At 59.1% G+C, this 26,943-nt stretch carries 20 protein-coding genes and 1 pseudogene; 6 read left to right on the top strand and 15 right to left on the bottom strand.

Features of this window, described 5'->3' with window-relative positions:
• Positions 1–50 precede the first annotated feature (50 nt).
• Positions 51–748 (bottom strand): annotated as a pseudogene (locus K5K95_RS06510) (transposase).
• A 294-nt stretch (positions 749–1,042) separates the two neighbouring features.
• On the opposite strand from K5K95_RS06510, the gene K5K95_RS06505 reads away from it, so the two are divergent.
• On the top strand, positions 1,043–1,417 hold the full coding sequence (locus tag K5K95_RS06505) for a hypothetical protein (RefSeq protein ID WP_222588794.1): 375 nt from the start codon (positions 1,043–1,045) through the stop codon (positions 1,415–1,417).
• Positions 1,418–1,846: 429 nt separating this feature from the next.
• Here K5K95_RS06505 and K5K95_RS06500 read toward each other — a convergent pair whose 3' ends face one another.
• On the bottom strand, positions 1,847–2,515 hold the full coding sequence (locus tag K5K95_RS06500) for a polysaccharide lyase family 7 protein (RefSeq protein ID WP_222588793.1): 669 nt from the start codon (positions 2,513–2,515) through the stop codon (positions 1,847–1,849).
• A 320-nt stretch (positions 2,516–2,835) separates the two neighbouring features.
• Here K5K95_RS06500 and K5K95_RS06495 point away from each other — a divergent pair, with 320 nt between their 5' ends.
• From K5K95_RS06495 to K5K95_RS06485, 3 genes are read left to right on the top strand one after another with little or no spacing between them, the layout of a single operon-like run.
• Entirely contained in the window at positions 2,836–4,959 is a 2,124-nt protein-coding gene (locus K5K95_RS06495) for a putative bifunctional diguanylate cyclase/phosphodiesterase (RefSeq protein WP_222588792.1), read from the top strand.
• A gap of 47 nt (positions 4,960–5,006) precedes the next feature.
• Positions 5,007–5,498: a M48 family metallopeptidase gene (locus tag K5K95_RS06490; protein ID WP_222588791.1), complete on the top strand. Its 492-nt coding sequence runs from the start codon at positions 5,007–5,009 to the stop codon at positions 5,496–5,498.
• A 32-nt stretch (positions 5,499–5,530) separates the two neighbouring features.
• Entirely contained in the window at positions 5,531–5,827 is a 297-nt protein-coding gene (locus K5K95_RS06485; protein WP_090178776.1) for a helix-turn-helix domain-containing protein, read from the top strand.
• Between the two features lie 96 nt (positions 5,828–5,923).
• Here K5K95_RS06485 and K5K95_RS06480 read toward each other — a convergent pair whose 3' ends face one another.
• Positions 5,924–6,376, bottom strand: a complete 453-nt coding sequence (locus tag K5K95_RS06480) for a GNAT family N-acetyltransferase (protein WP_222588790.1) — start codon at positions 6,374–6,376, stop codon at positions 5,924–5,926.
• 257 nt (positions 6,377–6,633) lie between these two features.
• Between K5K95_RS06480 and K5K95_RS06475 the strand changes: the two genes are divergently transcribed.
• The gene (locus K5K95_RS06475; RefSeq protein ID WP_222588789.1) at positions 6,634–7,371 is read left to right on the top strand and encodes a substrate-binding periplasmic protein; all 738 of its coding nucleotides are present in this window, start codon (positions 6,634–6,636) and stop codon (positions 7,369–7,371) included.
• Positions 7,372–7,375: 4 nt separating this feature from the next.
• Here K5K95_RS06475 and yccS read toward each other — a convergent pair whose 3' ends face one another.
• The 9 genes from yccS to betI all read right to left on the bottom strand — a co-directional run bounded on the left by yccS (position 7,376) and on the right by betI (position 21,220).
• The gene (gene yccS, locus K5K95_RS06470) at positions 7,376–9,559 is read right to left on the bottom strand and encodes a YccS family putative transporter (RefSeq protein ID WP_222588788.1); all 2,184 of its coding nucleotides are present in this window, start codon (positions 9,557–9,559) and stop codon (positions 7,376–7,378) included.
• 225 nt (positions 9,560–9,784) lie between these two features.
• Entirely contained in the window at positions 9,785–10,963 is a 1,179-nt protein-coding gene (locus tag K5K95_RS06465; protein WP_222588787.1) for an NAD(P)/FAD-dependent oxidoreductase, read from the bottom strand.
• A gap of 159 nt (positions 10,964–11,122) precedes the next feature.
• Positions 11,123–12,460, bottom strand: a complete 1,338-nt coding sequence (dbpA, locus tag K5K95_RS06460; RefSeq protein WP_231997110.1) for an ATP-dependent RNA helicase DbpA — start codon at positions 12,458–12,460, stop codon at positions 11,123–11,125.
• A gap of 105 nt (positions 12,461–12,565) precedes the next feature.
• Positions 12,566–13,993 carry a multidrug transporter subunit MdtD gene (gene mdtD / locus K5K95_RS06455; RefSeq protein WP_222588786.1) on the bottom strand — a complete coding sequence of 476 codons (1,428 nt, stop codon included), beginning with the start codon at positions 13,991–13,993 and terminating at the stop codon, positions 12,566–12,568.
• 138 nt (positions 13,994–14,131) lie between these two features.
• Positions 14,132–15,469, bottom strand: coding sequence for a TldD/PmbA family protein (locus tag K5K95_RS06450; protein WP_222588785.1), 1,338 nt, complete (start codon positions 15,467–15,469; stop codon positions 14,132–14,134).
• Positions 15,469–16,911: a TldD/PmbA family protein gene (locus tag K5K95_RS06445; RefSeq protein WP_222588784.1), complete on the bottom strand. Its 1,443-nt coding sequence runs from the start codon at positions 16,909–16,911 to the stop codon at positions 15,469–15,471. The genes K5K95_RS06450 and K5K95_RS06445 overlap by 1 nt, the downstream gene beginning before the upstream one ends.
• A 285-nt stretch (positions 16,912–17,196) precedes the next feature.
• Entirely contained in the window at positions 17,197–18,900 is a 1,704-nt protein-coding gene (gene betA, locus K5K95_RS06440) for a choline dehydrogenase (RefSeq protein ID WP_222588783.1), read from the bottom strand.
• Between the two features lie 144 nt (positions 18,901–19,044).
• Positions 19,045–20,517, bottom strand: coding sequence for a betaine-aldehyde dehydrogenase (gene betB / locus K5K95_RS06435; RefSeq protein ID WP_222588782.1), 1,473 nt, complete (start codon positions 20,515–20,517; stop codon positions 19,045–19,047).
• Positions 20,518–20,626: 109 nt separating this feature from the next.
• A complete protein-coding gene (gene betI / locus K5K95_RS06430; protein WP_222588781.1) occupies positions 20,627–21,220 on the bottom strand; it encodes a transcriptional regulator BetI in 594 nt (197 codons plus the stop codon).
• A 378-nt stretch (positions 21,221–21,598) separates the two neighbouring features.
• Here betI and K5K95_RS06425 point away from each other — a divergent pair, with 378 nt between their 5' ends.
• Positions 21,599–23,548, top strand: a complete 1,950-nt coding sequence (locus K5K95_RS06425) for a BCCT family transporter (RefSeq protein WP_259154163.1) — start codon at positions 21,599–21,601, stop codon at positions 23,546–23,548.
• 198 nt (positions 23,549–23,746) lie between these two features.
• Here the strand turns inward: K5K95_RS06425 and choV are convergent, their stop codons facing one another.
• The 3 genes from choV to K5K95_RS06410 form a co-directional block, all read right to left on the bottom strand.
• A complete protein-coding gene (gene choV, locus K5K95_RS06420; protein WP_222588779.1) occupies positions 23,747–24,925 on the bottom strand; it encodes a choline ABC transporter ATP-binding protein in 1,179 nt (392 codons plus the stop codon).
• Positions 24,922–25,767 (bottom strand): choline ABC transporter permease subunit, encoded by an 846-nt coding sequence (choW, locus tag K5K95_RS06415; protein ID WP_090178816.1) that lies wholly within the window; start codon positions 25,765–25,767, stop codon positions 24,922–24,924. The genes choV and choW overlap by 4 nt, the downstream gene beginning before the upstream one ends.
• Positions 25,768–25,833: 66 nt before the next feature.
• Complete coding sequence (locus K5K95_RS06410; protein ID WP_222588778.1) at positions 25,834–26,781, bottom strand: choline ABC transporter substrate-binding protein; 948 nt, start codon at positions 26,779–26,781, stop codon at positions 25,834–25,836.
• Positions 26,782–26,943 lie beyond the last annotated feature (162 nt).

Here is a 26,943-nt window from a genome sequence, read left to right as displayed (position 1 = left end):
TATAGGGAAAGGGGACAGATTTATTTAATTGTCCCCTCGCTTTGGTGCCTCTATTCGGTTTGCTTCGTAGGCCTGCCTCGCGCGCGACGTGATATTCGCGTTCCAGTGATACTTTCTATCTCGTCTGTGAATCGAGGGTTGCCCGTCAATTGTCCGCGCTGAAGGGCGCCTCTGATCAATTGCAACTCCGAGGGAGGAATCGTCTGTTCCATAAAAGAGGTGTAGCGGGCAAGGCGATCGGTATGGGTTACGCCGAGTTCGGTGAAGCAAAGATCCTCATCCAGCCAATGATTTTCAGCCGTTTCATTGAGCCGCAGGTGCAGGCTCGACCAAGGGTAATCCTGTGCATCCTGAACCATTTGCGCTCGCACCGGGTTCAGTTCGATGTATCGACTACAAGCCAGCAAATAGGTGTCGGTTTGAACCACGCTGGATTTGTACCGACTTTCCCACAAGGTGCCGGAGCGTCCCTCCAGCTTGTTGCGATAGCGTGTCATTCGGCCTGCCAGGCCTTTCATCAATTGTCCGAGGCTGCTGCGGAATTTCCTGGTGCGAGCAGTAGATGGACATGATTGGTCATCAAGCAGAATGCATAAACTTTAACGTTGTATAGCGCTTTGAGCTCTCGCAGGTCCTCGAGGTAGCGCTGGAAGTCCCCCGGCTCGGCGAACACAACCTGCTTATTGTGGCCTCGTTGCACGACATGATGCGGATAATTAGGTAACACAACACGTCCCATTCTGGGCATATAGCCTCCTACGTCTTTGTAGTGATGGTTGAAGCATAGCAGCAGACAATCGATTAAATAATAAATCTGTCCCCTTTGTTATTGTTATTGTCCCCTTTGTTATTCCTTTGTTATTCCTTTGTTGTTATCTCTGTTATCGCAAAAACGCATTAAAAACTGTCATTTATTACAGATGATTTAATGCTGGTCGCTGGCTATTCTTTAATGCGTAACCCGAGAGGAAAGGAAGGGGGTTAAACGATCTGTCCCCTTTGTTGCCTTTGTTATTTACTTTTGTATATGGAGATAAATGTTATGGCGACTCCAGACGGAATCTACGCTGGAACGATGACTAGGGAGGGTGTCTCCAAAGAAATCGTCTTGACTATTAAAGGGGCAGATGACAGTTTGCCGGCAAATAATATAGGCCAAACAAAACTGTTACGTGGTGGGACGGAATTCGACGTTTCGGGGACGTTCATCTTTGGAACGTTGGAAGACACCGGCCCAGTTGTGTTCAGGCTAACGGCAAGTCCTGTAATTGGGTTTGAACCAATGTATTTTATTTCGCTTCGTTCAATCGATAGGAGCTACTCGGTCTTGGAAGGGGAACTGGAAATCGATCGGGGGGTCGGTCAAGGTGAACAATATAAGATGGTTTTTAACAAAAATATTGTAGTAAAAATCTAAAGTGTGGAGAGGGGACGCCAATTAACCCGAAGGTCTCCCACACACAGCCACCATAAAGAAGGGGAGCGAGTGTTGACGCGCCCCTTTTTTCGAGGCGCTAGGTTACTACACGTATCGTTAGGGCTGCGAAACCCTGTCGCCAACAATGGTCAGCGACGGGCCAACTTTAGGCAGCGATTCGGGTAGCCGCAACCGGGCTGTAGGACCTGTATGCGGTCATTGTGGCGAGGGAGCTTGCTCCCGTTCGGCGGCGCAGGCGCCGTAAATCGGGGGCGTGGCGTGTCTGTGGGAATCAGGTGGCAGGGTTTGGGGCTGCTTCGCCGCTCAGCGGAAGCAAGCTCCCTCGCCACAGTCGGAGACGTCCTGCGCGTTTTTCGGACGCTGTAGCAGCCGCTCGGCAGCTGCTACAGGGATTGCGAGCTGCGGGGCTTACTTATCGTGATCAATATCCAGCTTGCTGAACGTCACTTGCGCGCCTTCGCTGGTGTAACCGGTGTGGTCCTGCACATAAACCCCAGCCTTGAAATACAGCGGTTTTACGCTCCAGGTCTTGCTGATGTCGGTGTCCCATTGATTGCCCGCAGCGCTGATGCCGAGCGCGCCGCGACGGCTCAAGTGAATGAGGTAGGAGAACTCCTGATCCAGCTTCACGCCGGTAGCGATGGTGATCACCCGGCCTTCGCCGTCATCCGGGTGCATGCGCACTTTGGCGACGATGTTGCCGGTCGAGGTGCTGGTCTTGTACTGATACTCGAGCTTCACCAAAGGCTTCTGGCTTTCATAGGCATGGATCTGGCCGATGACGACTTTGCCTGAACTCGGCACCTGGTTCACCGCCAGGGTGGCGTGCAGTAGGTTGTCGGCGTCCGGGTAGAGCCAGTTTTTCAGGGTGCCATTACTGTAGGTTTCGCGAAGTTCGGTACGGGGGTACTTGGCGTTTTCGGTCTTGGAGCCGGTGACGGGGGCCCAGAAAAACAGTGTGCCGGTGTTCGAGTGGAAGTATTGATCCTTGAAGCCTTTAACCAGTTTCGGCGTGTCAACGGTGTACGGCGGGTTGCCGACAGGAACGCTGAGGTTCCAGGTTGCGAGATCGATCATAGGAAAAGCTTCCACAAATTTTACTGCACGCGCGTACTAGAAGCTCTAGCACAAGCATTGGGGGGGGTCTTTATAATCGTAGAAGTTCAATTTGTTAACAGCGGATCGACAGGTGGCTGACGCCAAAATCCTGTCAAAAGGCCATCTTTCCCGGTTTCAGGGGCTTTTAGCGGTGACCGTTAGTCGGCAAATGAACCTGATGGTTAAATGATGGCGCACTGACAGCTTCTGCTTTTGCGGATCCCGGTCTAGAGTGAAGTCTCAGTATTTGTCCGGTTTTCACGAGAAACCGGCCTGACGCCCCGAACAAGAGAAGCAGCATGGAATGCGCGCACCCCACGCCAGCTGAAGGCAACTCGATCCTTTTAATTGTCGATGACTACCCTGAAAACCTGATCAGCATGCGGGCGTTACTTCAACGCCAGGATTGGCAGGTCATCACCGCGGCTTCTGGCTTTGAAGCCCTGAGTCTTTTACTCGAACATGACGTCGACCTGGTGCTGCTGGATGTGCAGATGCCGGGCATGGACGGTTTTGAAGTCGCGCGTCTGATGCGCGGCAGTCAGCGAACCCGCCTCACTCCGATTATTTTTCTCACCGCCAACGAACAGTCTCAGGACGCCGTGATCAAGGGCTATGCCAGTGGTGCGGTGGATTACCTGTTCAAACCGTTTGACCCGCAAATTCTCAAGCCCAAAGTCCAGGCGTTGCTCGAGCACCAGCGCAACCGCCGTGCGTTGCAGCGCTTGAGCCGCGATCTTGAGGTCGCTCGCGCGTTTAATGCTTCAGTGCTGGACAACGCCGCCGAGGGCATCCTGGTGGTGGGGGAAGACGGTTTGATCCGCTTTGCCAATCCGGCGATGTCGCGGCTGCTTAACGCCACCGTGCAGGATCTGCAAGGCAAGGAATTCCTCGATTTCCTGCAGAAACCACACATCCCGGTGTGGGCCGATTCTGAGCTTTATACCGGTTACAAGCGCGGTGAAACCTTGCGCCTGCACGACGCGCTGTTGCGCACCGCGCCTGGCCAGCAGGTGCCGGTGGCGCTGTCTTGCGCGCCGTTGCCCAGCGAACAGCATGCGATGGTCGTCACGGTGCTGGACATGTCGGTGGTGCGCCATCTGCATCAGCAGCTGGAATTCCAGGCGGTGACCGATCCATTGACCGGGCTGCTCAATCGTCGCGGCTTCTATCAGACCGTCGAAAACCTGCTGTTGCGTGGCGAACGGTCCGACAGCGCATGGGTGCTGTTGTACCTGGACCTCGACGGCTTCAAGCGCGTCAACGACTCCCTCGGCCACGATGCCGGTGACCGGGTGTTGCGCTGGGTGTCCGAGCAATTGAAGGCGTGTCTGCGGCCCTTCGACATTCTGGCGCGCATGGGCGGCGACGAGTTCACCGCGTTGCTGGACCTGGAATTCCCGGAACAAGCGGCGAAGATTGCCGAGAAGCTCATCGAGCGGGTGTCGATCTGTCAGCAGATCGATGGGCTGGATATCGCCTTGGGCGCCAGCATCGGCATCGCTACTTTTCCGGATTGCGGGGCCAATCTCGATGGCTTGTTGCGTGCGTCGGACATCGCGATGTATGAGGCCAAGCGCGCTGGCCGCCAGCAATACCGGTTTTACGATCACGAAATGAATGGACGGGCGCGCTCGCGATTGATGCTTGAAGAGAGTGTGCGCACGGCCATCGAAAACCGTGATTTCAATCTGGTGTATCAGCCGCAAGTGGCCATCGATGGCGGGCAGATTCGCGGGTTTGAGGCCTTGTTGCGCTGGCAGCATCCAAGCGTGGGCGACGTACCGCCGGGGCTGTTTTTGCCGTTGCTGGAAGAGGCGCGCCTTATCAGTCGTCTGGGCAGCTGGATCTATCATCGCGGTGCCGGACAGCGCAAAGCCTGGGAAACCCTGTTTGCCGAGGATCTGGTGCTGGGCGTCAGTTTGAGCAGCACCCAGTTCGGCATGCCCAACCTGGTCACCGAATTGCGCCAGGTGATTGAGCGTCATGGCTTGCAGCCTCGGTGTCTGGAAGTCGAAGTGACGGAAGACGCGTTGATGCAAAATCCCGAGGAAACCCGCAAAACGCTGCGTCTGCTGCGCAATCTTGGGGTGCGGGTGGCACTGGACGACTTCGGCTCCGGGCCGTGCTCGCTGGCTCATCTGCGCGACCTGGAACTGGACACGCTCAAGTTCGACCGGCATTTGATTGCCCGGCTGCCGGAGTCCGAGCGGGACGCGGCGTTGGTGCGCAATGTGATCGACCTGTGTAAGCAATACGGGATGCTGGTGATTGCCGAAGGGGTTGAAACCGTTACGCAATATGAATGGCTGCAAGCCAATGGTTGCCAGTATGTGCAGGGTTTTCTGGTGGGGCGGCCGATGATGGCCGAGGACGCCGGCGACTTTGTGCAGCCGTTTGACTGGAGCGCGCTGCCCCGTTGAATTCGCTACACTGGCGATCTTTTCGTGATCGTGTGTTGCCGACCTCAATGACTGCGTTGAAATACCTCCAGGCCTATCCCGCTGCGTTGCAGGATCAGGTGCGCCAGCTGATCGCCGAAGGTCGGCTGGGCGATTACCTGAGCAATCGCTACCCGGAACAACACGCTGTACAGAGCGACAAGGCGCTGTACACCTATGCGCTGGAGCTCAAGCAGGAATACCTGCGTAACGCGCCGGCCATCGATAAGGTGTTGTTCGACAACCGCCTGGACCTGACCCATCGCGCCCTCGGCTTGCACACCACGATTTCGAGGGTGCAGGGCGGCAAGCTCAAGGCCAAGAAGGAAATCCGGGTGGCCTCGTTGTTCAAGGAAGCGCCCTCCGAATTTCTGAAAATGATCGTGGTGCATGAACTGGCGCACTTCAAAGAGTCGGATCACAACAAGGCGTTCTACAAACTCTGCGAACACATGTTGCCGGGGTATCACCAGGTGGAGTTCGATCTGCGGGTGTACCTGACGTGGCGGGATATGCAGTAAAAGATCAAAAGATCGCAGCCTGGAGTGTTTGAATGGATGTCAGCAAGACCAAGAGCAGCTTCTACCGCCGTTTATACGTGGCGTACCTGATCGACAGCGGGCTGGCGAGCAGCGTCCCGGCGCTGACCGAAGTGACCGGCATGCCCCGGCGCACGGCGCAGGACACCATCGCCGCATTGGCGGACCTGGACATCATTTGCGAATTTGAACAGGAAGAGGGCGCACGCAATCATGCGGGGCGCTATCGGATTCGCGAGTGGGGGGCGATTGATCGCGGATGGATCGAGCGCAATCTTCGGCAGATCAAAGCAGTGCTCGAGTATCCCTGAAATTTTCAGTGTTGCGGCTGACACTATCGCGGGCAAGCCCGCTCCCACAGGGATTTCGCTGTACCTGTGGGAGCGGGCTTGCCCGCGAAGAGGCCCTCAAGGACGGCGCATCCCGATATGCGGAATATCATCCTCAAGAAACTCCTCGCCCGACACCACAAACCCGTACCGCCCGTAATACCCCTGTAAATGCGCCTGGGCCGAGAGATAGATCGGCACGTCAGGCCAATGTTTTTCGGCCTGCTTCAGCGCCTGCTCCATCAATGCATGCCCAAGCCCGGTGCCACGCGCCTGAGGTGCAATGATCACGCGGCCGATCACCACGTCGCCACCCTGGGTTTGCGGATCGAGCAATCGCAGATACCCCACCAGTTGATCCTCGTCCCACGCCATCAAATGGCAGGTGTCACCTTCCAGATCCTGGCCATCGACATCCTGATAAGCGCATCGCTGTTCGACGACGAACACTTGCGCACGCAACTGCAAAATCGCATACAGCTGTTCCTTGCCCAGATCGCTGTGGTGTTTGCAGACACAATCAATTGTCATCTTCACATTCCTTGAACAACGTCGCTTCGATACTAAGCGTCCTGTCGATGGATGTCTTTATGGCGGCTAAATCTGTGATGAAGGCCAAAATGCCATCATTCATTTCGCGCGGCGTTGTCTTCTTTGTGTAATCTGAGATTGAGCGCTGTGCAGTGGCTCCAATGAGCTAACGTAGAGTACCTGGCTTGTCGGTACATGGATCTTGGAGTTTGGCTGAAAAATACGCCGGGCAATCCGCCCGCTAAGGATTTTCAAGCATGCCGCGATTGCATCGAGCGTTTGCTTTGATCGGATTGCTGTTGCTGGCACAGAGCGCGGCAGCGGAAAAATTGCGCCTGGTGGCCGACGCCTGGCCGCCCTTTACCGATGCCACGCTGGTCAATGGCGGCTTGGCCACGGATATCGTCAGCACTGCGCTGGCCCGGGCTGGCTATGCCAGTGATTTCGAGCAGGTGCCCTGGGCGCGAGCCTTGTTGGGCCTTGGTGAAGGACGTTACGACGTGTTGGTCAACGCCTGGTACACCGAGGATCGCACCAAGCTGGGGCAGTTTTCGGGAGAGTACCTGCTCAACCGCGTGCGCTTCCTGAAGCGCAAGGATGCACCGATCGAGTTCAACAACCTGCAGCAACTGCACACCTATCCGATTGCGGTGGTGCGCGGTTATGCCTACTCGGCGGCATTCGATGAAGACGTGTCGCTGCAGAAAGTCCCGGTGCATAACTTCGCTATGGCCGTGCGCATGGTGGCGGCGGACCGGGTCAAGTTGACGCTGGAAGACGAATACGTCGCCCGTTATTACCTGGCTCGGGAATCATCCAAGGTGCGCAATGCCGTGGAATTCCTGCCCAAGCCATTGAGCGAGAACAGCCTGCACATACTGGTCAGCCTGAAAAATCCGCAGCATGAACAGATTGTCGCCAACTTCGACCGCGAGATTGCCGAGATGAAGGCGGATGGGAGTTATGAGCGGTTGATCAAGCAGCACGGGATGTGAGATCTTAGGTTTCGCTGGTGTCCTTGATCAGGTGCGCCGCCAGCGTGCGCAATGGTCCCAACTGTCGGCAAATCAACGCCAACTGCGTCTGCACCAATCGCTGGCCTTCATCGATTTCATCCGGCATCTGTTCCAGTTCATTGGCCAGCGCTTCTTCCGCATCACTCTGAATCGCTATCGGTAGTTTGTTTGTCAGGCCCTGGGCGATCTCGTCGATGCTGGCGGCCAGGCTCACGCCCGCACCGTCGATCAGGTGCTCGCGCACATCTGCCGGCAGTTGGGTTTCGCGGTGTGCACCCAAGCCCGACAAGTAACTGAGCAATGTGTGCGACAGCACCAGGAAGCGAAACCCGACATCCGCTTCCTTACGAAAATGCCCCGGCTCCATCAACATGTTCGCCAGCGTCGTCGACAGCGCCGCGTCTGCGTTGTGCGCGTTGCGTCGGGCCAGGCGATACGCCAGGTCATCGCTCTTGCCGGCGGCGTATTGCTGCATGATCTGGCGCAGGTAAATGCTGTTGCAGGTCAGGGTGTTGGCCAGCACTTTGTTCAGGCGCCGGCCCTGCCAGTCCGGCAGGAACAGGAACACCGAGAGCCCGGCGATCAGGCTGCCGAGCAGGGTGTCGAACAGTCGTGGCAGGAACAGCCCGTAGCCGTCCCCGACCTGGTTGAAGCAGAACAGCACCATCAGGGTGATTGCGGCCGTGGCCAGGGTATAGCGGGTAGTACGGTTGATAAAGAACACCACCCCGGCGGCAATCGCGAAGCACGACTGAATCAACGGGTTGGGGAACAGATCGAACAGTGCCCAGGCCAAGGTCAGGCCAATCGCCGTGCCGATGATCCGCTGCCCGAGCTTGCGTCGGGTCGCGCCGTAGTTCGGCTGACAGACAAACAGCGTGGTGAGGATGATCCAGTAACCCTGCGACGGGTGAATCAAATGCACCATGCCGTAGCCGATGCTCAAGGCCAGGGGCAGGCGCAGTGCATGGCGAAACAGCAGCGACGTTGGCGTCAGCTGCGTGCGCAAGCGAATCCACACATCCTTGAGGTTGCGTGGCGAACGGTCGAGCAGGCTGCTATCGGTGGCGTCGGCCAAGGCGTCGGGGTTGCTGGCATCGCTGAGCAAACGGTCGAGAGTGCCAAGGTTGGCGGCCAGTGCGCGCAATGAACGCAGCAGACCTCGCCAGGCCGGGTTGCTCTGGATGCGCAGGTGTTCGAGCGAGGCGTGCAGGTCGCTCAGGGCTTCGGCGAAGCTGGCGTCATAGATGAAGGGCTGGCGCATCTGGATCGATTCGGCCAAGGCGCGGCAGGCTTTGCCTTGCTGGCGCAGCAGGCGCTGACAGCGGAACAGCACGTCGCTGTGGAAGAACGCCTCGGCCAGCGCGTTGTAAGGATAGTGCGAGGAACTGGCGCGCTCATGGATGTCTTGAGCGAGGAAGTACAGCTTGAGGTAGCGGCTGACCTTCGACCCCGGCCGACCATTGCCGACCCGATGCAGGATGATTTCCTTGGCCGCATTGAGCGCCGCCACCACCCGGCCGTTTTGCTGGGCCAGTTCCAGCCGACGCGCCTCCACGTCCAGTTGCCGGATCGGCTCGAACAATGAAGCCTTGAGCTTCAGGTAATAGCCCAATTCGCGGAACAGCCGCGCCAGGCTTTGCTGCACCGGCTGATTGGAGAACAGCGCCTGCCACAGCACTGACAGCAAACCGTACCAGGCCGCGCCGGCCACCAGCAGCACCGGCTCGTGCCAGAAATCGGTGACCGCGCCGCCGCGTTGGTCCACGCCGATCATGGTGTAGACCGACAGAATCAACGTTGCCGAAGCAATCGCGCCATAACGTTCACCGAGGGCGCCGAGCATGGTCAAGCCGAAACTGGCCAGCGCCAGGGCGATGACGAAAATGATCGGGTAGGGGAACAGCAATTCGACGGAGAGGGCGGCAACGCTGAAACACACCAGCGTCACGGCCAACGCGTTGAGGCGGCCCTGCCAACTGTCGTCGGTCTCGGCAAGGGCGCTGGCGATGATCCCCAGGAACAACGGGATCAGCAGCCCCATTTCATCCTGATACCAACAGACAGCCATGCTGCCGGTCAGGGCGATGAACACCCGCACGCTGTAGCTGAATTTATCCAACGCCCAGAGGCGGCGCAGAGACTGACTAAAAGGGGTCGATGACATGAAGTGCGAGGGCCTTCCGAGGCGATGACGCTAAATTGAGCCAGTAATGACGCTGACGCAATGGCGCCGATCACATCTGACAGCAAAATCTGTTCCTTACCTATCAGTGCATAACAAATGTGGGAGCGAGCCTGCTCGCGATGAGGCCAGCACATGCAGCATCGATGTTGCCTGGCAGACCGCTATCGCGAGCAGGCTCGCTCCCACAGTTTTGTTTTTTGCAGGTCAGACGAATTGCGCGGCGGCGTAGCCCGAGGCCCAGGCCCATTGGAAGTTGAACCCGCCCAGATGCCCGGTGACGTCGAGCACTTCGCCGATGAAATACAGGCCGGGGCTTTTCAGCGATTCCATGGTCTTGGACGAGACTTCGCGGGTATCCACGCCGCCCAGGGTCACTTCGGCCGTGCGATAACCTTCGGTGCCGGCCGGCACCACTTTCCAGCTCGCCAGTTTTTCGCCGATGTCGGCAATTTCCGCGTGGGTGTATTGCTTCATCGGTTTGGACACGAACCAGTTGTCCGCCAGCAGGTTGGCCATTTTCTTGGTGAAGATTTCACCGAGCAAGGTCTTCAACTCGCTGTTCGGGCGTTCGGCTTGCTGCTGTTGCAGCCAGCTCGGCACGTCGTGGTCCGGCATAAGGTTGATTTCGACCGTGTCGCCGGATTCCCAGAACGAGGAAATCTGCAAAATCGCCGGACCGCTGAGGCCGCGGTGGGTGAACAGGATGTTCTCGCGAAAGCTCTGGTCATTGCAGCTGACCAGGCAATCCACTGATGTACCGGACAACTCGGTGCACAGCTCTTTGAGCTGATCGGTGATGGTGAACGGCACCAGGCCAGCGCGGGTCGGCAGCAGATCGTGACCGAACTGCTTGGCCACCTGATAACCGAAACCGGTCGCACCCAGCGTCGGGATCGACAGTCCGCCCGTGGCGATGACCAACGATTCACAGGTGATCTGGCCCAGCGTGGTGTCCAGCAGATAACCGCTTTCGAGCTTCTCGATGGTCTGGATCGAGGTGTCCAGGTGCAAGCTCACGCCGACCTGATCGCACTCATTGAGCAGCATCTCGAGGATGTCGCTGGATTTGTTATCGCAGAACAGCTGGCCGAGTTTTTTCTCGTGGTACGGCACGCCGTGTTTGGCGACCATGCCGATGAAATCCCACTGGGTGTAGCGCGCCAGTGCGGATTTGCAGAAGTGTTCGTTCTGCGAGAGAAAATTGCTGGGTTCGGTGTACATGTTGGTGAAATTGCAGCGGCCACCGCCCGACATCAGGATTTTTTTGCCGGCCTTGTTCGCATGGTCGAGCAACAACACCTTGCGCCCACGCCCGGCGGCGGTCAGCGCGCACATCAACCCTGCGGCGCCAGCGCCAATGATCACGACTTCGGTAGAGCGCAAAACGGTGTCCTCATACAAAATTCAGATTCACCGACAAACCAATGTGGGAGCGGGCTTGCTCGCGAAGAGGCCAGTACATTCAACATAGAGGTTGTCTGTCAGTCCGTCTTCGCGAGCAAGCCCGCTCCCACATGTGATCTCTGTCAGCCAGAAGATCTTTTACAAAATACGCACGCGCAGCGAGCGGCCTTTGATCTTGCCATCGTTCAGGCGCTGCAAGGCCTGCTTGGCGATCCCGCGTTCCACGGCCACATAGGCCTGGAAATCGAAAATCGCGATCTTGCCGACCTGGGCACCGGGAATGCCGGCATCGCCCGTCAATGCACCCAGAATGTCGCCCGGACGCACTTTGTCTTTACGACCTGCGCCAATTACCAGCGTGCTCATCACCGGAAGCAGCGGTGCGCCGCCCTGGGATTTGAGGTTGTCCAGCTGATCCCAGCTCAACGGCGACTTCTGCAGTTGCTCGATGGCCTGGGCGCGGTGTGCTTCGGACGGCGCGACCAGGCTGATCGCAATGCCTTTCTCGCCAGCACGACCGGTACGGCCGACGCGGTGAATGTGGATTTCCGAATCACGCGCCAGCTCAACGTTGATCACCATGTCCAGCGCGTCGATGTCCAGGCCGCGAGCCGCGACATCGGTGGCGACCAGTACCGAGGTGCTGCGGTTGGCGAACATGGCCAATACCTGGTCACGGTCACGCTGTTCCAGATCGCCATGCAGGCCGACGGCAGAAATGCCTTTGGAGGTCAGGTGATCGACGGTTTCCTGAACCTGCTGCTTGGTGAAGCAGAACGCAACGCAGGAGGCCGGACGGTGATGCGCGAGGACTTTGACCACCGCGTCCATGCGCTCATCCGGGGAGATCTCGTAGAAGCGCTGCTCGATCTGCGTGTCGTCGTGGAACGCCTCGGCCTTCACTTGCTGCGGGTTACGCATGAACTTCGACGCCAGCTGCTTGATGCCCACCGGGTAAGTGGCGGAGAACAGCAGGGTCTGGCGGCGCTCCGGGCACTGAGCGATGATTTCTTCGATGGAGTCGTAGAAGCCCATGTCGAGCATGCGGTCGGCTTCGTCGAGGATCAGCGTGTTCAGGCCATGAAGTACCAGTGAACCCTTGCGCAGGTGCTGCTGGATCCGGCCCGGGGTGCCGACGATGATGTGCGCGCCGTGCTCAAGCGAACCGATCTGCGGGCCGAACGACACGCCGCCACACAGGGTCAGGACCTTGATGTTGTCTTCTGAGCGGGCCAGGCGACGGATTTCCTTGGCGACCTGGTCAGCCAGTTCACGGGTCGGGCAAATGACCAGCGCCTGGCAACCGAAGAAGCGCGGATTGATCGGGTTCAGCAGGCCGATACCGAAGGCGGCGGTCTTGCCGCTGCCGGTCTTGGCCTGGGCGATCAGATCCATCCCCTTGAGGATCACCGGCAAGCTTTGCGCCTGGATCGGCGTCATCTGGGTATAACCGAGCGAGTCGAGGTTAGCCAGCATGGCGGCGGACAGCGGCAAAGTATTAAAAGCGGTGGCGATGGTGGTCACGGGACTGGCCTGCAAAACAAAATGTCGCGCAGTGTATCAGTCCCGTGGCCATTGGCCCTAAGGTTCGATGTGTTCTTCCGGACGTTTGACGCGCCGTCCGTCTTCCTTTGACAGCTGGGAGAAGATGGTGGCGGCCAACATTGCCATGATTCCGACGGTCACAAAAGTCAGCTGGAATGCGCCCAGCACGGTGTCGACGCCATCGTTGCCGATTTCTGCGGTGAAGCCACCGAGCAGCGCACCGGCGCAAGCAACCCCCAGGCTTAGGGACAATTGTGCGACCACCGACAGCAGGCTGTTGCCGCTGCTGGCGCTGGCATCGTCGAGGTCGATCAGGGTCACGGTGTTCATCGCGGTGAACTGCAACGAGTTGATCGCGCCGAGAATGGCCAGCATCCCCAGCAATAACCAGTACGGCGTGTGCTCACTGACCAGGCCCATGCTCGCCAGCATCAGCCCCAGTGCCAAAGTGTTGCCGGTCAGCACGATACGATAGCCCAAGCGTTCGATCAGCGGTCGTGCCACCGACTTGGCGAACATCGCCGCAGCGGCCAGCGGCAGCATGCTCATCCCCGCCTGTGACGGCGAGTAACCCAGCGCCACTTGCAGCAACAACGGCACCAGAAACGGCAACGCGCCGCTGCCCAGGCGGGCGAACAGGTTGCCGAGGATGCCCACGGCAAAGGTCCGGGTCTTGAACAGTGACGGCGCGAACAGCGGATTCTCGGTGTGCCCGGCCCGCAGCCAATACGCCGCCAGGCACGCCATGCCGCCGAACAGCAGCAACATCACGCGCAAGTGCGGCAGGTGCAGTTCTCCCAGGCCTTCCATGGCGATGGTGATGAGCACCATTGCCGCGCCAAACAGCAAAAATCCCAGGCTGTCGAAACGCGTACGTTCACTGCCGCGCAGGTCAGGGATGAATTTCCATACGGCGTAGCAGCCGACGGCACCCACTGGCAGGTTGATCAGGAAGATCCAGTGCCAGGTCAGGTATTCCACCATCCAGCCGCCCATGGTCGGGCCGATCAGCGGGCCGAGCAGTCCGGGAATAGTGATGAATCCCATGATCCGCACCAGTTCCGAGCGCGGGTAGGCGCGCAGGACCACCAGTCGCCCGACCGGCAGCATCAGCGCACCGCCCAGACCTTGAATCACCCGGGCGCCGATCAGCGTGCTCAAGGTGCTCGACAATGCGCAGAGCAGTGAGCCGAGGCTGAACAACAGGATGGCGCCGAAGAAGATTTTCTTGGTGCCGAAGCGGTCAGCGATCCAGCCGGAGGCGGGGATCAGCAAGGCGACGGTGAGCATGTAGGCGATGATCACGCCTTGCATGCGCAGCGGATCCTCGGCCAGATCGCGAGCCATGGCGGGTAGGGCGGTGTTGAGAATGGTCCCGTCGAGGGACTGCATGAAGAAAGCAATGGCGACGACCCACGGCACCCAGCGGGCGGTGATAGCGTCGAGAGGTTGGCGGTTGGGCATGGGGCCTCATTTGATTTGAACGTTGATCGTTCCCACGCTCTGTGTGGGAATGCCTCAATGGACGCTCCGCGTCCGCTTCGGCAGGGACGCAAAGCGTCCCGGGCTGCATTCCCACGCGGAGCGTGGGAACGATCGGTATCAGAGGGTCAAGGTCAACCGGCTGACCAGCGCACCCGGCAACAACGACGAGGCCGTGGCTCGCTGGCTGTAAGTACTGGCCGATAACATCAGCTCCCGCTCCTCGGTCAACGCTTCCAGGTGCGAACCGAGCAAGCTGTAGGCACTGTCATCAAAGCGCATCGTGCTCACCGGCGCCTGGATCTCTCCGTTCTCGACCCAGAAGGTCGCAAAACGCGTCATGCCGGTCAGGCGCGCCGCCGGTTGGTCGGAGTAGTTCAGATACCAGAGATTGCTGATGTACAGCCCGGTGCCCAGTTGCTTGAGAATCTCGGCGTCAGGCAATGTGCCGGCCGCCATGTTCAATGCACTCGGCATTTCACCGCCACCGGCGCCATTGGCCGTCAGGCCGTACTCGGCTGCGCTGCGTGAATTGACCATCTGCGCCCCAGCCTTGCCTTCGACAATCAAGCCAAGATCGCTGCGCGGATAACCTTCGCCGGAAAACGCCGGGCTCAACGAGCCGCTGACCTTTTCATCGACCGACACCAGCGGGCTGAACGAACTGTCTCCCGCGTACAGTTTCTGCAGCGGACTGTGTTTGCTGGCAATCGACTGCGCCGAGAAACCGCCCCAGCCGAGCATGTCCATGATTTCTCCCAGGGCAGCGGGCGCCAGGTAGGCGCGATACTGACCGGGCGCGAGGGTGCGTTGCGGCCTGCCCAGAAACGTCAACTGCTCGCGCGCCTGGGCAAAGCGCCTGGCAAACCCTTCGCTGCTCCAGTCGTGCCCGGCGTAGCTGGCTTTCACCGCTTGGCCATTGTCATGGAACAGGCTGAAGTCAAAGTTGAAGCTGTTAGCCTGATGCCAGCCGAACGCACCTGCCGAACTGGCGAAGCCACGACTGATCGGCCCGGCGGCATAGAAACCCACCAGGTCCAGCCCTTCGGCCGCCCGGGTGATTTCAGCGACCACGTGTTCAGTGTCCGGCAGCGGGCGCTCCTGCACGTTCTTGCTCTGCCAGCCGTTGTGATTGAGCAGCAGGTACGGATCCTTCGGCAGCAGCGGCAGTGTTTCACGTAACTGTTGCAACCCTTCCGCCAGTCGCTGACGGTCGACTTCAGCGTCGCCGGCCAGGGTGATGTGGAGGTCGGCATGCCGGCCTTCGTTGATCAGTTTGAAACCGACGCTCGCTTGCTGCACCTGTCCGGCCTGACGCACCTTGGCGTGGTTGAAGCGCACGAAGGCCGAGGATTCGGCGGCGTAGCTGAGGGTGAATTGCTCCGGCTCGCGAATCGCATCGCGCAGCCAGGTCACCAAGGCCTTGAACGAGGCGGCCTGATTATTGGACGTACTCATCAGGCGTCTCCCCCAAACACATCAACGTTGCTGAACACGCAGGCCGGCGAGGCATGACCGACGCGGATCACCTGGTTCGGTTCACCCTTGCCGCAGTTCGGCGTGCCCAGAACCTTGAAGGTGCTGGCGTCGCCGACGGCGCTGAGACTCTTCCAGAATTGCGCGGAAATCGCCCGATAGTTCGGGTTCTTCACCACGCCTTTGAGCTCGCCGTTTTCGATCAACTGCGCCCATTCGCAACCGAACTGGAATTTATTGCGTGCATCGTCGATCGACCATGAGCGGTTGGTCGACATCATGATGCCGTGCTCGATGTTGCCGATCAGTTGCTCCAGCGGTTGATCGCCGGGCTCGATGTTCAGGTTGGCCATGCGGTCGATGGGCGGGCGATTCCACCCGCAGGCGCGGCTGTTGGCGACGCCGTCCATGCCGGCACGGAATTGCGAAAGCGCGCCGCCCAATGGACGCAGCAGCAAGCCTTCCTTGATCAGAAACTGTTTGCTCGCGGCGGTGCCGTCGTCGTCATGGCCGTAGCTGGCGAGCTGTTCGGGAATGTCCGGATCGAAGGTCACATTGAGCAGCTTCGAGCCGTATTGCAGATGACCGAAATCTTCTGCCTTGACGAAACTTGTGCCGGCGTAATTGCGTTCATCGCCGAGGATGCGATCCAACTCCAGCGGATGGCCGATGGATTCGTGGATCTGCAGCATCATCTGGTCGGGCATCAGCAGCAGGTCTCGCGGACCTTGCGGGGTGTTGGGCGCCAGCAGCAATTGCAACGCTTGGTCGGCGACTTTCGGGCCGGCACCGATCAGCCCGCAACGGCTGATCACATCAGCGCTGCCTTGCTGGCCGAAGTTCTCGCGGCCCAGGCTTCGAGTCTGGCTGTCGCTGCCGTCGTAGGCGGTGACATCCAGGCCCGGGTAGACGAACCGTTGCGCCTGGCGCAGCTCGGCGCCAGCGCTGTTGAGGTAGATCTGCTCGACGTGGGTGATGCCGATGCTCACCTGCCAGTTCACCAGTCGCTCGTCCTTGGGCACGGACGCGGATTCGGCGCCGAGCAATTGGTAGCAATCGCTCAGGGACGGGAAGGGCTGGTCGAGGTTCGGCGAGAAATAGTCGGCGCGGTCGCTGGAAACGGTTTGTTCGCGCAAGTCCAGCAAGGCGTGGGGCTTGAGGCGTCGCGCTTGTTGCTCGGCCTTCTCCAGCGCGGCTTGCAGGCCTTGTTGCGACAGGTCGTTGGTCGCGGCGTAGGCTTCGACACCGTTGACGCGTACGGTCAGCATCGCGCCTTCGTCACGGCTCAGGCTCGGAGGTTCGGCGACATTCTTGCGCACCGACAGATACCGGCCGGATTCGCGCACATAACGCAGCGAAAAGAATTCAGCGCCCGTGCGCAAGGCAGCGAAACGCTGCTTGAGCTGGGGGTGGAAATCGAACATTCGGCAACCTCCTTGGTATGGAGTGGCGGTGTAGCGGTGTTGCGAAGGGGGGTGAAACGTTTGCGTGGCGCTAGATTAGGCCTGTGCGGGGAGCGATATCAAGAGTGGAGCGGTGTAGGAAAGGATTACCTGGGGGTGTCGGATGGGGATGTGTTGTTTGGTAGGGCCCCTTCGCGAGCAAGCCCGCTCCCACACTGGATTTTCAGTGAACACAAAATTTGTGCTCACCCGAGATCCAGTGTGGGAGCGGGCTTGCTCGCGAAGGCAGCACAGCGGTGTTACGAATTACTGAGCAGTCGGGCTCACATCACGCAACGGCTTGCCACGCACTGGCGCATCGCCGGCCACGAAGTAAGCTGCCTTGCTACGCGGCAACGGCTTGCGACCACGGATCTTGTCGGCGATTTTCTCGGCGATCATGATCGTTGGCGCGTTCAGGTTGCCGGTGGTGATGATCGGCATGATCGAAGCATCGACCACGCGCAGGGCTTGCATGCCATGCACACGACCTTCGCCATCGACCACAGCCATTTCGTCGGTGCCCATCTTGCACGAGCAGGACGGGTGGAACGCGGTTTCGGCGTGTTCGCGGATGAACTTGTCGAGCTGCTCATCGGTTTGCACGTCGATGCCCGGGCTGATTTCGCGGCCACGGAATGCGTCCAGTGCAGGCTGCTGCATGATTTCACGGGTCAGGCGGATGCCGTCACGGAACTCCTGCCAGTCCTGCTCGGTGGCCATGTAGTTGAACAGGATGCTCGGGTACTCGCGCGGATCCTTGGACTTGGCCTGGATACGACCCCGGCTTGGCGAACGCATGGAGCCCATGTGCGCCTGGAAGCCGTGTTCTTTCACGCCGTTGCTGCCGTTGTAGTTAATTGCGACCGGCAGGAAGTGGTACTGGATGTTCGGCCAATCGAATTCCGGACGGGTGCGGATGAAACCGCCGGCTTCGAACTGGTTGCTGGCGCCGATGCCGGTGCCGTTGAACAGCCACTCGGCACCGATGGCTGGCTGGTTGTACCAGAGCAGCGACGGGTACAGCGAGACCGGTTGGGTGCAGGCGTATTGCAGGTACAGCTCGAGGTGATCCTGCAGGTTTTCGCCGACGCCCGGCAGATCGTGGACCACCGGGATGTCGAGTTTTTTCAGCAGTTCGGCCGGGCCGACACCGGAGCGTTGCAGGATCTGCGGCGAAGCGATGGCGCCGGAGCACAGCAGTACTTCTTTGCGGGCGCGGGCTTCAACACGCTCTTCAGCCGCACCGATCAGGTAACGCACGCCGACGGCACGCTTGCCTTCGAACAGGATCTTGTCGGTCAGGGCGTGGGTGATGATGGTCAGCGTCGAACGCTTTTTGGCGATGTCCAGGTAACCGCGAGCGGTGCTGGCGCGACGGCCGTTCGGCGTCACGGTGCGGTCCATCGGACCGAAGCCTTCCTGCTGGTAACCGTTGAGGTCTTCGGTGCGCGGGTAACCGGCCTGCACCCCTGCTTCAACCATCGCGTGGAACAGCGGGTTGTTGCCGGCTTTTGGTGTGGTCACGCTGACCGGGCCGTCGCCACCGTGGTAGTCGTTCGGACCGATGTCACGGGTCTCAGCCTTGCGGAAATACGGCAGGCAATCGAGGTACGACCAGTCTTCCAGACCCGGCAGTTTCGACCAGTTGTCGTAGTCCATCGCGTTGCCGCGGATGTAGCACATGCCGTTGATCAGCGAAGAGCCACCCAGGCCCTTGCCGCGACCGCATTCCATCCGGCGACCGTCCATGTGTGGCTCTGGATCGGTTTCATAGGCCCAGTTGTAGCGACGGCCTTGCAACGGGAACGCCAGGGCCGCCGGCATTTGCGTGCGAAAATCCATGCGGTAGTCCGGGCCGCCCGCTTCGAGCAGCAGGACGGTGACGCCTTCGTCTTCAGTCAGACGGGTGGCAAGGGTGTTACCCGCAGAACCGGCCCCTATGATGATGTAGTCGTATTCTGTAGTCATGTGTTCTCCTGGGGGAGCTGCAAGCCACAAGCTTCAAGCTGCGAGGAAAAGCAGCGAGCGGTGTCTTTGAAATCGGGTAGTGCGGCAAACCAAACTGCTTTTACTTGCAGCTTGAAGCTTGCCGCTTGTAGCTGGATCAGCTAATCAAAATACCGAAACGTACTCACCCAGTTCGACTTGCACGGACTTGATGCGCGTGAAGTTGTTGAGAGAGCTGATCCCGTTTTCACGGCCCACGCCCGACTGCTTGTAGCCACCGACCGGCATCTTGGCGTCGGATTCGCCCCAGGCGTTGATCCAGCAGATACCGGCTTCCAGTTGATGAATCACGCGGTGGGCGCGGTTCAGGTCCTTGGTGACGATACCGGCGGCCAGACCGAAGTCGGTGTCGTTGGCACGACGGATCACTTCTTCTTCGGTTTCGTAAGTCAGGATGCTCATCACCGGGCCGAAGATTTCTTCGCGAACGATGGTCATCTCATCGGTGCAGTCGGTGAACACGGTCGGTGCCACGAACGCGCCTTTGGCGAACTCGCCTTCGGTCAGACGGTCGCCGCCGCACAGTACGCGAGCGCCTTCTTCCTTACCTTTGGCGATATAACCCAGCACGCTTTCCATGTGGGCGAAGCTCACCAGCGGACCGAAGTTGGTGTTCTCGTCTTCCGGGTTGCCGACGCGGATGCGCGCAACGCGCTCAGCGATCTTGGCTTCGAACGCAGCTTTAAGGTGAGTCGGTACGAACACGCGAGTGCCGTTGGTGCAGACCTGGCCCGAGCTGTAGAAGTTGGCCATCATCGCGGTGTCGGCGGCGCGGTCGAGGTCGGCGTCGTCGAAAATGATCAGCGGGGATTTGCCGCCCAGCTCCATGGTCACGTCTTTGAGCGACGAGGCAGAAGCGCTGGCCATGACTTTCTTGCCGGTGTCGGTGCCGCCGGTGAAGGAGATTTTTTCGATGCGTGGGTGCTCGGTCAGCCAGGTGCCGACTTCACGACCGCTGCCGGTCAAGACGTTGAACACGCCAGCCGGAAGGCCTGCTTCGGTGTAGATCTCGGCCAGTTTCAGCGTGGTCAGCGAGGTGACTTCGCTTGGCTTGAAGATCATTGCGTTACCGGCTGCCAGGGCAGGCGCGGATTTCCACAGGGCGATCTGGATCGGGTAGTTCCACGCGCCGATACCGGCGACGACGCCCAGCGGCTCGCGACGGGTGTAGACGAACGAAGTGGTGCGCAGCGGGATCTGCTCGCCTTCGATGGCGGGCACCAGGCCTGCGTAGTATTCCAGCACGTCGGCACCGGTAACGATGTCGACATACTTGGTTTCGGAGAACGATTTGCCGGTGTCCAGGGTTTCCAGGGCGGCCAGTTCATCGTTGCGCTCGCGCAGGATGTCGACGGCACGGCGCAGGATGCGCGAACGCTCCATGGCGGTCATCGCAGCCCAGATTTTCTGGCCCTTTTCGGCGCTGACCACAGCGCGCTCGACGTCTGCCTTGGTCGCACGCTGAACGATTGCGAGGACTTCACCGTTAGCCGGGTTGATGGCTTCGAAGGTGGCGTCGCTGCTGGCGTCACTGTAGCCGCCATCGATGTAGAGTTTTTGCAGTTCGAAACGGGCCATAAAGTCCTCGCAAGTGCATAAGTGGTTGGCGTTGACCACTGGGCGTGCCGTGTAGCCTGGGCATCGCTGATCAGTGGCGGTTCAGGTGGTTGAGCGTTTTATGTGTGCTCTAACTCACCTGCTTGGCCAATTGGATATCCATGTATTCGTAAGCGATCCGTTGCGCCTGCTCGGTGTCGAAAGCATCTCCCGACAGCGCGCCGCGCAACCACAAACCGTCAATGAGGGCTGCCAGGCCCCGGGCGGCGCCGCGCGCTTGATCAAGCGGCAACGCACGGCGGAACTGGCAGCACAGGTTGGAATACAGACGGTGATCGTTGATCCGCTGCAACCTGTGCAAAGACGGCTGGTGCATGCTGGTGGCCCAGAAGGCCAACCAGGTTTTCATTGCCGGGCCATTGACCTGGCTGGCGTCGAAGTTGCCTTCGATAATCACCTGCAGATGCGCCCGCGGGCTGTCATCTGTCAGCGCCTGACGGCGCGCGGTGACGTTCTCGCTGAGGACACTCATCAGATACCGCATCGTGGCGGCGATCAGGCCATTCTTGTCCTGAAAATAGTGACTGATGATGCCGTTCGAGACACCGGCCAAACGGGCGATCAGCGCAATGCTGGCGTCCCCCATGCCGACCTGATCGACGGCCAGTAGCGTGGCTTCGATCAATTGCTGGCGACGGATGGGTTGCATACCGACCTTGGGCATCTTGCACATCTCCTTAGGCCTCTCGGTGGACGAATACGCCTACCGGATTGAGGGCCAGTCTATTTTGTTTTGATTGAACGTTCAATCAACAAAGAATAAGATCTGCGACAATTCGTCGCTGCCTACAGATTTTTCCTGCTCGTAGTTAGCGGAAAACCGACATCACAAAATGCTCGAAACCCGTGCGCACTGGCGCTCACGGGCTTCGGGCTTTTTTCGGGGTGTCTTTATATCACCCGCCGGTCGGCTGCCAACTAACCGATTGGTCGGGTAACGCGTTGCCTTGTGTTCTTCTCTCGCACTGCCTGGAGCATCTGTGCCATGAGTTCTGCCTCTCTTATAAAGACCCCGCCCGAGAAGGTGACGGTCAACGGTTGGGTGTTCTACACCTCTACCGCGCTGATCCTGTTGTTGACCGCCATTCTGATCATCGCCCCGCAAGAGGCTGGCAGATTGCTCGGTATTGCCCAGGCCTGGTTGTCCCGCAGCTTCGGCTGGTACTACATGGTGGTGATTGCCGCTTATCTGGTATTCGTCGTCGGCCTGGCGTTTTCGTCCTACGGCAAACTCAAACTGGGCAGCAAGGACGACACCCCGGACTTCAGCTACGGCGCCTGGGCGGGGATGCTGTTCTCGTCGGGTATTGGCATCTCGCTGTTGTACTTCGGCGCTTCGGAGCCGCTGGATCACTACTTCAATCCGCCGGAAGGCGTTTCGGCCAGCAACATGGCCGCGCGTCAGGCCGTGCAGCTGACGTTCCTGCACTGGGGCCTGCATGGCTGGGCGATTTACGCCCTGGTCGGTTTGGCCGTGGCGTACTTTGCTTACCGTCACAACCAGCCGCTGGCGTTGCGTTCGGCGCTGTATCCGCTGGTGGGCGAGCGCTGGGTCAAAGGCGCGGCCGGCCATGCCGTGGACGGCTTCGGCATGTTCGTGACCCTGCTGGGGCTGGTGACGAACCTGGGGATTGGTTCGCTGCAAGTGTCCTCGGGCCTGGAAAACCTGTTCGGCATGGCACACAGCAACACCAACCTGCTGATCGTGATCATCGTGATGAGCACCGTGGCGACCATCGCTGCCGTGTCGGGCGTGGAAAACGGCATTCGCCGCCTGTCCAACCTGAACATCGTGCTGTTCAGTGGTTTGCTGATTTTCGTGCTGCTGTTCGGCCCGACCCTGCACCTGCTCAATGGCTTCGTGCAAAACATCGGTGACTACCTGAACGGCGTGGTGCTGAAAACCTTCGATCTCTACGTGTACGAAGGCGACAGTGAGAAGTCCGACCGCTGGTTGGGTCTGTGGACCTTGTTCTACTGGGCCTGGTGGATTTCCTGGGCCCCATTCGTTGGCATGTTCATCGCGCGTATTTCCCGTGGTCGTACGGTGCGTGAGCTGGTGGCTGGCGTACTGCTGATCCCGCTGGGTTTCACCTTGGCGTGGCTGTCGATCTTCGGTAACTCGGCCCTGGACCTGGTGATGAACCATGGGGCGGTGGAGCTCGGGAAGACGGCGCTCGAACAGCCGTCCATGGCGATCTACCAACTGCTTGAGCATTACCCTGCGTCGAAGATTGTGATCGGTGTGTCGATCTTTGTCGGTTTCGTGCTGTTCCTGACCCCGGCGGATTCCGGCGCGGTGATGATGGCCAACCTTTCCTGCAAGGGCGGCAATGTCGATGAAGATGCGCCGCACTGGCTGCGGATTTTCTGGTCGGCGGTAATTACTCTGGTGACCATCGGCCTGTTGTTCGCCGGTAACTTCGAAGCCATGCAAACCATGGTGGTGCTGGCCGGTCTGCCGTTCTCGGTGGTGCTGGTGTTCTTCATGTTCGGCTTGCACAAGGCGATGCGCCAGGACGTGCAGATCGAACAGGAGCAAGCGGAACTGGCTGCACGCGGTCGTCGTGGTTTCAGCGAGCGTTTGACCCAATTGGATCTGCAACCGAACCAGTCGATCGTTCAGCGCTTCATGGATAAGCAGGTCAGCCCGGCGCTGGAAGATGCGGCGGTGCAATTGCGTGCCCAAGGGCTGGATGTGCAAACGCTGTTGGGCAAGTCCAAGCGTTGCATGGGCGTGCGGATCGAGATGGAAGAAGGCAACCCTTTTGTCTACGAAGTAAGCCTGGATGGCTATCTGGCAGCGGCGAGCGACACGGTGTCGGCGGAAAGTGCCGATGAACCGCGTGCGCGCTATTACCGCGCCGAGGTGTACCTGCACAACGGCAGCCAGGACTATGACCTGATGGGCTTTACTGCGGATCAAATCACCCGTGACGTGCTCGATCAGTTTGAAAGCCATCGGCAGCTCCTTGGCCGGGTTTATAGCTGAGTTTCGATAGGGTGCGGTGATTCAGTCTGAAGCACCGCGTCGGCATCATCGCCAGCAGGCTGGCTCCCACATTGGAACGCATTCCCTTGTGGGAGCCAGCCTGCTGGCGATGGCGTCTTCAACTTCAACACGGCATCGCCCGATATCCCATAAACAAAAACGCCGCGATCCTCTCGCGGCGTTTTTGTGTCTGCTGCCTTACCCCAGGTTCTTGCCGAGCAGCGCGTGATACAGCTCGCTGTCGCCGAGAATCCCGACCACTTTGTTGTTGTCGTGCAGCACCAGTTTGTTGCCGGTCTGATAACGAATCTGCAATGCATCACGCATGCCGATGTTGGAGTCCACCAGCGTTGGGCGACGGCCCAGGCCTTCAACTGCTTGCCCTGGAATCCAGTTCTGCAGATCCAGGCTCGCACCGTTCTGGCGGGCGCCTTTGATGGTGTTGCCTTCGGCCAGGTCCAGCCACGAATCGCCGCCCGGATCGAGGCAGACTGAGCCGTTGATGCGTTTGCAGTTGTCCAGGGTGCGCATCAGGCTGCGACCGCACAGAACGTTCAGCGGGTTGGTGTGGGCCACGAAGGTCCGCACGTAGTCGTCCGCCGGGTTCAAGACGATTTCTTCCGGCTTGCTGTACTGGATGATCCGGCCGTCTTTCATGATTGCGATACGGCTGCCCAGCTTCAGGGCTTCATCAAGGTCGTGACTTACGAAAACGATGGTCTTGCTCAGCTTGCGTTGCAGTTCCAGCAGTTCGTCTTGCAGACCTTGGCGAATCAGTGGGTCGAGTGCCGAAAACGGTTCGTCCATCAGCAGGATGTCGGCGTCCATCGCCAGGGCGCGGGCCAGGCCCACACGTTGCTGCATACCACCGGAGAGCTCGTTGGGTTTCTTGTTGCGCCATTGGGTCAGGCCCACCAGCTCAAGCTTGTCATCCACCAGTTTGCGGCGTTCTTTCTCGGGACGGCCCTGCATTTCCAGGCCGAAGCTGATGTTCTCGCGAACGGTCAACCAAGGCATCAGGGCGAACTTCTGAAACACCATCGCAATGCGCTTGGTGCGCATCATTTTCAGTTCTGCCGGGGTGCAGGAGGCAATGTCTATCTGCCTGCCTTCGTGCTCGACGAACAGCTTGCCACGGCTGACCGTGTTGAGGCCGTTGATGCAGCGCAGCAAACTGGACTTGCCGGAGCCGGACAGGCCCATCAGTACGCAGATTTCACCTTTTTCGACATCCAGGCTGGCTTTTTCCACGCCAACGATCTGCCCGGTCTTTTTCAGGATCTCGTTACGGGTCATGCCTTGATCCAGCAGCTTGAGAGCCTCGCGCGGATCCTTGGAGAAGATAACGTCGACGTTATCGAAGCGAATAATGCTCATGCGTCACCCCCTACTTTGGCGTCGGGTTGTTTGCAGATACGGTCGAGCATGATCGCCAGCAGTACGATCGCCAGGCCTGCTTCGAAGCCCAGGGCGATATCAGCAGTGTTCAGTGCGTTGACCACGGGTTTGCCCAGGCCGTCGGCGCCCACCAGTGCCGCGATCACCACCATCGACAACGACAGCATGATGCACTGGGTGATACCGGCCGCGATGCTTGGCATGGCGTGGGGCAGTTCGATTCGCGAGAGCAGCTGACGTCGCGAGCAGCCAAAGGCCTTGCCGGCGTCCATCAGTTCTTCCGGAACATCGCGAATACCCAGGTAAGTCAGGCGGATAGGCGCGGCAATCGCGAACACTACCGTTGAGATCAGGCCCGGGACCACACCCAGACCGAAGAGGGTCAGGGTAGGAATGAGGTACACGAAGGTCGGGACGGTCTGCATGAGATCGAGCACCGGACGCATCAATGTGTAGAACATCGGTTTATGCGCAGCGACGATGCCCAACGGCACGCCGATGACTACGCAGACCAGGGTCGCGAAGAGCACCTGGGCGAGGGTTTCCATGGTTTCCTGCCAGTACCCCAGATTGAGGATCAGCAAGAAGGAGGCGATGACGAAAACAGTCAGCCCCCACTTTCGTTGAATGAAGTGTGCCAGTAGCGCGATGAGGCCGATCAATGCCAGCGGGTTGAACCAGGTCAGCGCAAAAGTCACGCCGTGGATCATCGTTTCCAGTGACACGGCGATTGCGTCGAACGTGCTGGCGCCGTGTTGCGTCAACCATTCAACGAAGCCCGCGATGTACTGGCCTAAAGGGATTTTCTGATCAATCAGCATGGTAGTGAACGTCCGCATGCAAGGAAATAAACAGCCCGGGCGAGCGAACCCGCCCGGCGTAAGCGATTACTGCGCGAGCTTGGCTTTCACGGCCTCCAGGCCTGGTTTACCGTCAATGGTGGTCACGCCAGCGAGCCAGGTATCGAGGACCTGTGGGTTCTTTTTCAGCCAGGCCTTGGCGGCCGCGTCAGGCTTCATTTTGTCATCCAGGATGTTGCCCATCAGCGAGCTCTCCATGTCGACGGTGAATTCCAGGTTTTTCAGCAACTGTCCAACGTTGCTGCATTCCTGGACGTACCCCTTGCGGGTGTTGGTCGCCACGGTGGCGGCACCGAAGTCCGGTCCGAAGAAATCGTCACCACCGGTGAGGTATTGGATTTTGAAACGTTTGTTCATCGGGTGCGGCGCCCAGCCGAGGAACACCACGGCGGTGTCGCGTTTTTGGGCGCGGTCAACCTGCGACAACATGCCGGCTTCACTGGACTCGACCACTTTGAAACCAGCGTCTTTAAGGCCGAAGGCGTTCTTGTCGATCATACTCTGGATCAGGCGGTTACCGTCGTTACCAGGTTCGATGCCATAGATTTTGCCGTCGAGCTCTTTCTTGAATTTGGCGATGTCGGCGAAGTCATGCAGCCCTTTGTCGTACAGCGCTTGCGGCACGGCGAGGGTGTACTTGGCGCCGGTCAGGTTGGTGCGCACGACGTCGACGGTGCCGGCATCACGATAAGCCTTGATGTCGTTTTCCATGGTCGGCATCCAGTTCCCCAGGAATACGTCCATGTTCTTGCCGTCGGCCAGGGACTTATAGGTCACCGGCACGGAAATCATCGTGGTTTTGGTCTTGTAGCCGAGGGCGTCGAGCACGACGCTGGTGGTGGCGGTTGTTGCGGTGATGTCCGTCCAGCCGACATCAGAGAAGTTTACGGTACTGCACTGAGCCGGTTCTGCGGCTTGAGCCAGAAACGGCAGACTCAGCATGGCGGCCAACAACAACGACGGGGAACCTTTCATGGATGGACTCCTTGGTGTTTTTTTTGGCAGTGTTCCGACTGGACCACCGCACTTATAGGTTGCGGTTGGATGGCGTTTTGGAGACAGCTCTACCACGGCGCCTTGCAATCGAGTCGATACGATCATGTACCAGTGAAAATCTGACGCCTACAGGGGGCGTCG

The organism is Pseudomonas sp. DR48, assembly GCF_019823085.1.
GTDB lineage: Bacteria > Pseudomonadota > Gammaproteobacteria > Pseudomonadales > Pseudomonadaceae > Aquipseudomonas.
The sequence above is the reverse complement of the archived record's forward strand: the minus strand, read 5'-3'. Positions and strand labels throughout refer to the sequence as shown.